6 protein-coding genes are annotated in these 6,334 nt (G+C 62.1%); 2 read left to right on the top strand and 4 right to left on the bottom strand.

The window, feature by feature from the left end; all coding sequences use genetic code 11:
• Window positions 1-79: 79 nt before the first annotated feature.
• Window positions 80-961, bottom strand: a complete 882-nt coding sequence (locus QMX91_RS27990) for a LysR family transcriptional regulator (protein ID WP_282413698.1) — start codon at window positions 959-961, stop codon at window positions 80-82.
• A 109-nt stretch (window positions 962-1,070) separates the two neighbouring features.
• Here QMX91_RS27990 and QMX91_RS27985 point away from each other — a divergent pair, with 109 nt between their 5' ends.
• Together QMX91_RS27985 and QMX91_RS27980 are read left to right on the top strand one after the other, a co-directional pair.
• Entirely contained in the window at window positions 1,071-2,441 is a 1,371-nt protein-coding gene (locus tag QMX91_RS27985) for an MFS transporter (RefSeq protein ID WP_282413697.1), read from the top strand.
• Entirely contained in the window at window positions 2,438-2,836 is a 399-nt protein-coding gene (locus tag QMX91_RS27980; protein ID WP_135294997.1) for a DUF4440 domain-containing protein, read from the top strand. Before QMX91_RS27985 ends, QMX91_RS27980 begins: the two co-directional genes overlap by 4 nt.
• Window positions 2,837-2,965: 129 nt before the next feature.
• Here the strand turns inward: QMX91_RS27980 and QMX91_RS27975 are convergent, their stop codons facing one another.
• From QMX91_RS27975 to QMX91_RS27965, 3 genes are read right to left on the bottom strand one after another with little or no spacing between them, the layout of a single operon-like run.
• Window positions 2,966-3,832: an HlyD family secretion protein gene (locus QMX91_RS27975; protein WP_139053810.1), complete on the bottom strand. Its 867-nt coding sequence runs from the start codon at window positions 3,830-3,832 to the stop codon at window positions 2,966-2,968.
• Window positions 3,833-3,842: 10 nt separating this feature from the next.
• Window positions 3,843-4,043: a DUF1656 domain-containing protein gene (locus QMX91_RS27970; protein ID WP_003221811.1), complete on the bottom strand. Its 201-nt coding sequence runs from the start codon at window positions 4,041-4,043 to the stop codon at window positions 3,843-3,845.
• Entirely contained in the window at window positions 4,033-6,225 is a 2,193-nt protein-coding gene (locus tag QMX91_RS27965) for an FUSC family protein (protein WP_282413696.1), read from the bottom strand. The genes QMX91_RS27970 and QMX91_RS27965 overlap by 11 nt, the downstream gene beginning before the upstream one ends.
• Window positions 6,226-6,334 lie beyond the last annotated feature (109 nt).

The following is a 6,334-nucleotide window of genomic DNA, read 5'->3' as shown; positions in this document are numbered from 1 at the left end:
CGCAAGCCCGCTCCCACAGGAGAATGCATTCCAAATGTGGGAGCGGGCTTGCTCGCGAAGGGGCCAGATCAGCCAGCATTCAGCCCCAGCCCTTCATGAAATCAATAAACGCCCGTACCTTCAGCGGCAGATGCCGGGTATCCGGGTACAGCGCATAAACACCCTGCTGGGCAAAGCGATAATCGGCCAGCAACCGCACCAATCGCCCCGCCTGCAGATCCTCCTGAATCAGCCACTGCGGCAAAATCGCCACGCCTTGGCCAGTCAACGCAAACGCCCTGAGCGTCGCCGAGTTGTCGGCGACGATGGCGGTGGTCCCCGGTTTTGGCTGGTAGACATGCTCGCTGCCGGCCGGGTCGGTCACGGTCATTTCCGGGACGCGGCCATGGCCCAGCGTCGGCATCGACTCCAGCGTTGCCAGCGTGGCAACCGGCGCGAAGCGTTCGACCAGCTGCGGCGCGGCCACCGCGAACACTTCGAACTTCGACAACTGCACCGCGCGCAGATTGGAGTCGTGCATGCGTCCCAGACGGATCGCCATGTCGAAGCGCTCGGAGATCAGATCGGCGTGGGTTGAGGATGTCGACAAGTGAATGTTCAGTTGCGGCTGTTGCTGGCGAAACACCTCCAGCGCCGGCACCACTTGGGCCAGGGCAAACTCCACAGTGGTGGTGATGCGCAACGTGCCCTTGAGTTGCGAATGCTCAGAGCGCGCCTCCTCGATCGCCAGTCGCGCTTCGTCGAGGGTGCGCAGGCAGCGCCGATAGAAGCGCTCACCGGCATCGGTCAGGGCCAGTTGCCGGGTGTTGCGTGTGAGCAAAGTGACGCCCAGTTCTTCTTCCAGGCGCTTGAGATTGAAGCTCACCACCGCACGGGTCTGGCCCAAGGTATCGGCGGCAGCCGTCAACGACCCGGCCTCGACCACGGCTTTGAAAGTGTCAAAACGGTCCAGGCTGACCATACCCAGCGCGCTCCCTGTCAAAATTATTTTGACAAACTAGCAGGCAAACCAGCGTTTTCCTAACGCTTGAAGCCCCCTAACCTGCACGTCTCATCACAGGGAAGCTGCCATGGCCTATCGCTCGAAAGTTGCGCTGGTGTATCTGTTCGGGTTTGCCCTCGACCTGCTGAACATGTTCGCCGCGAGCATCGCCTACCCGGACATCGCCCGGGAATTACAGGCATCCGTGACGCAACTGGCGTGGATCACCAACGCCTACATGCTCGGGCTGACACTGATCATTCCGCTGAGCGTGTGGCTCGCGGCGCGGCTGGGCGAACGGCGGCTGATTCTCGGTTCGCTTTTGCTGTTCGGCATCGCTTCCGGTCTGGTGGCCCAGGCCGGGTCGATTGAAAGCCTGATTGTCTGGCGCCTGCTGCAAGGCCTCGGTGGCGGGTTGTTGCTGCCGATCGGTCAGGCCTTGGCTTATCGGCAGTATCCCGCGACACAACGCGCGCACCTGACCGGTGTGGTGCTGATGGTCGCGCTGATGGTGCCGGCCCTGTCGCCAGCGGCGGGCGGCCTGATCGTCGAGGCGTTGTCATGGCGCTGGATTTTCTACCTGAACATGCCGCTGGCGCTGCTCGCTTTCGGCCTGGGTCTGCTGTGGTTGCAAGCGGATCAACCCGGCACGGAACGCCCGACACTGGATCTGCGCGGCCTGCTGCTGGCGGTGGCAGCCCTGACACTGTTGTTGATTGCCGTGAGCCTGGCGAGCGCCGCCGCTACCCGACACCTCGCCGGCGGAGTTCTGCTGCTCGGCGTCCTGACCTTATGGCTGTACCTGCGTGATGGCTGGCACAAACCTGACGCGGTGCTCGACCTGCAACTGCTCAAGAGTCCGTCACTGCGTTTGGCAATGCTGATCTACCTGTTCGTGCCCGGGGTGTTTACCGGCACTAACATGATTGCCGTGTTGTACCTGCACGACCTCGGTTTCGGCGCGGCGCAGACCGGTGCGCTGATGCTGTCCTGGGCAGCCGCATCGGGTATGGCGATCATGCTCGGCAAACGCAGTTTCAACCGCATTGGCCCCAAACCGCTGCTGATCACCGGGATGCTTTTGCAGTGCCTGGGGATTGTCCTGCTGATGCGCATCGAACAACCCGCCGCCACGCCGCTGATCATTGCCTATGCCTTGATGGGACTGGGCGGCAGCCTGTGCAGCGTCACCGCGCAGAGCCTGGCATTTGTCGGCATCGCGCCGGAAAAAATGGGCCACTCCAGCGCTCTGTGGAACATCAATCGCCAGCTCGGTTTCTGTCTTGGCGCCGCGTTGCTCAGTTCGCTGTTGGGCGCACTGGGCGGCAACGGATTCAAATACTGCTTTGTCGCGGCGGCCTTGCTCACATTGCTGCCAATGGTCGCCGTGCTGCGTTTCGACGCCTCCACAGTGCTCGCCCTGCTGAGCCCACCTCCCCTTCAGGAAAAATCCACATGACTGACTACAACGAATATTTTGATGAAGTGATCCAGGCCCACCTGGTGATCGAACGCTGGTTTGCCGTGGAGCAGGATTCAGCCGAAATGGAGCGCTTGCTGAGCCGATTCTCGGCGGATTTTTCCATGGTCACGCCGCTGGGCCGGGCGCTGGATATCGAAGCCTTGCGTGCGCTGTTTCACGCGGCGGGCGGGAAGAAGCCCGGGTTCAGGATCGAGCTCAGTGAGCTGCGCGGGATTGCGCTGCATGCGCATGGCGCGACGCTGAGTTATCGCGAGCAGCAGAGCGATGCGAGCGGGTTGCGCACCGATCGCCGGTCGACGGTGGTGTTTGAAAAGACCGAGGCCGGGCGGGTGCTGTGGCGGCATTTGCAGGAGACGTTTTGCGCTGAGTGATTACTCGGTTTTGGTCTGAAAGACCGGGTTGTCCTTATCGCGAGCAGGCTCACTCCTACAAGGAATCTTCGGTGTGGCAGAGATCCAGTGTAGGAGTGAGCCTGCTCGCGATTCAGTCGGCGCGGTCTGTCAGTTATCCACAGACTCTTGCTTCACCACCACCGTGCAAGTAATCCCCGCCGCCAACAACACACCCTCCGGCACTTCGTCGATGTGAATGCGCACCGGCACCCGCTGCGCCAGACGCACCCAGTTGAACGTCGGGTTCACGTCGGCGATCAGCTCGCGGCTTTCCGGGTTGTCGCGGTCGTAGATGCCGCGGGAAATGCTCTCCACGTGGCCCTTCAACACTTCGCCGCTCATCAGTTGCATGTCGGCCGTGTCGCCTACGCGCACGTGCGGCAGTTTGGTCTCTTCGAAGAAGCCGTAGACCCAGAACGAGTTCATGTCGACCACGGCCATTTTCGCTTCGCCGATGCGCGCGTAGTCACCGCGATGCACGTTGAGGTTGGTCACGTAGCCATCCACCGCTGCGCGCACTTCAGTGCGTTTGAGGTTGAGTTCGGCGGCTTCCAGTTGCGCTTGTGCGTGTTGGTAATCGGCGAGCGCAGCGTCGGCGATGTTGCTGGCGTCGTCGCGGTTTTCCTTGGAGATCACCAGGTTGTCGAGGTCGGCGCGACGATGCGCGTTGACCTTGCGCATCTCCCAGGTCGACTTGCGCGAAGCGACCAGCGACTGCGCCTGCTTGACCGCGATGCGGTAGTGCTCGGGATCGATCTGCATCAGCAAATCGCCCTTCTTCACCAACTGGTTGTCGCGCACCGGCACGTCGACCACTTCCCCGGTGACGTCGGCCGCGACGTTGATGATGTCCGCCCGCACCCGGCCGTCGCGGGTCCACGGGGTGTTCATGTAGTGCTCCCACAGGGTCCGGCCGATCCACAGTGCCAGGGCCAGCACCAGCAGGGTCGCGAGCAGGCTGAAAAACTTTTTCATCAGAACGTTCTCAACGGTAGACAGTCAGCGCCATGGCGCCGAACAGACAGGTAAACAGACTCAGACGCAAAAGCGCCGGGTGCCAGAAAAAACGGTACAGGTCGAACCCCGACAGGAACCGGTCCAGCGCCCAGGCCAGCGCCGCAGCGACAAAGAACATCAGGGTCATGGTCGGCATGTACACGCCGTGGAAGGCGATTTCACGAGGCATGGGCAAGTCCTTCGGGCTTGGCGACGGCATAGGCAGCGAGTGGTGATTGCGGGTCGAGCAACGAGGTGCGGATGAAGTGCAGATAGCTCTTCACCCGGCGTAACGCGGACGTGTCGAAGTGCGGCGCAAACGGCTCGTCGGTCGCGGCGACCCGACTGATCGCGTGATCGACCGCCACCAGTGCGCGCTCCAGATTGCTCGGGTTCGGTTGCAGAAACAGCCGCACCAGCGCCCGGCCCATGACGCGGATCGCCTGACGCCACGGCTGCGATTCTGCATACGCCGGATGCACTGGGAGGATCGCCTGTTCCTTGCGCAATTCGATGATCGCGTGGCCGACTTCGAGCACCACGAACATCCAGCGCAGCAGGTTCTTCTGCACGGTCGGCTGCCCGGCGGCGAGACCATAAGCCTGATGCAGCAGGTCACGAGTACGACTCTCGAAACTCGACGCCAGGCCCTTGAGTTTGCCGCTGATCGCGTACACCACCTGGCCACGCAGATCCTGCTCCAGGCGCTTCCACAACCAGCGGCTGTTGGGCGGCAGAATGATTGCGCCAGCAGCAGCGCAAACCAGCATGCCCATGACCATGGCGATGTAGTCGTTGATGAAGGTGTAAGGGTTGTAAATGGTCAGGTTGTCCGGCACCGAACCGGTGCTGAAGAAGATCAACAGACCGAGACCGACCCCGGCGTATTGCGGTCGCGAAGCGAGGAACGAGCCGAGCACGATCACTGGCGCAAGCATCACGCACAGCAGCGGAAAACCATCGATCCACGGGAAGATGAAAAACATCTCGACGAAGCCGATCAGCGCCCCGAGGAACGTACCGCAGGCCATTTGAAAAGCCATGCGTTTCGGGTTCGGCGTGGCGGCGGACAGGCCCACGGTCGCGGCAGCAATCAGGGTCATGGTCGCACCGCTCGGCCACGCGGTGGCGACCCAATAGCTGCCCAGCACCATCAGGATGAACGAGGCGCGAATCCCCGAGGCCGCGGCGGCCCACCAGTTGGTTTGCGGGGTGAACGGCTCGTCCCAGCGCTCACGTTCGTGGCGGTGATCGGCCAGCGAGGCGTGGGTCTGTGCATAACTGTGCAGGTCGTCGACGAAGCGATAGAGCAGTTCGTATGCAGTGTGGAAATCCAATTGTTCGGCTTCACTCGGACCGGTTTCCTGGAAAATGCCGCGCAAGGTTCGCACGCGCGTCGGCAGGCCTTCCTTGTAAGTGGCCAATGCCGTCGCCAAACGTGCCGCGTCCGGGCTGGTCAAGGCGCGGCCACTGAAGCCGTCGAGTACTTCGGCCAGATCCTGCAGACCCGGCCTGATCGCGGTCACCACGTGTTCTTCGTCATTCACGCGCAAGCGTTCCAGCAACTGATGCAGCGCGTTGAAGCGCGTGGTAATGCCCATGAACTCGCTGTTCAAACGGCTGAGGCGACCGTTGCGCCGACGCATGTGCGGGTCTTCGAACACGGTGACGCTGCGCAGCCCTTCCAGGCCCACCGCTTCGGCGATGAAACGCACGTTGCTCGCTTCGAACGATTCGGCTTTGCTGCGTCCGCGCAGGCCGTCGGTGACGAACAACGCGAACACGCCGAAGCGCTGATACAGCGCGTTGCGCATCGCCGCGCTGGCTGTTTGCGGCAGGATCGCGGCGCTGACCACCGTCGAGCAGAGAATCCCCAGCGAGATTTCCAGCACCCGCCAGACGGCGGCCATGAACGCACCGTCCGGATGCGCCAGCGCCGGCAGGCCGACCATCGCGGCGGTGTAGCCGGCGAGGACAAAACCGTAGGCGCGGAAGTTACGGCAACGCGCCGCACCGGCCGAGCAGATGCCGACCCAAATCGCCAGCGAACCGAGGAACAACTCAGTGTTCTGCGCGAACAGCGAGATCAGCGTAACCATCATCGCCGACCCGGCCAGGGTGCCAAGGAAACGATAGAAACTCTTGGCGAACACCTGGCCGCTCTGCGGCTGCATGACGATGAACACGGTGATCATCGCCGTGCGCGGTTGCGGCAACTCCAGGCGCATCGCCAGCCACAGCGTGAGGAACGCGGCGAGCAATACCTTGAAGATATACACCCAGGTCACGCCATCGCTGCGCGCCCAGTCAAACAAACCCCGACGCCATTCCAGGGAGTAGAGCCAGCGTAGAGGTGCGGGCAAGGGTGTCATAAAATTTTGCTCAAGAATTCAGTCGAACCGGAGAACCTGTGGGAGCGGGCTTGCTCGCGAATGAGGTGTGTCAGACACCTGATGCGCTGGCTGACACACCTCATTCGCG

Source organism: Pseudomonas sp. PS01299, assembly GCF_029960145.1.
Classification (GTDB): Bacteria; Pseudomonadota; Gammaproteobacteria; order Pseudomonadales; family Pseudomonadaceae; genus Aquipseudomonas; species Aquipseudomonas putida_A.
The sequence above is the reverse complement of the archived record's forward strand: the minus strand, read 5'-3'. Positions and strand labels throughout refer to the sequence as shown.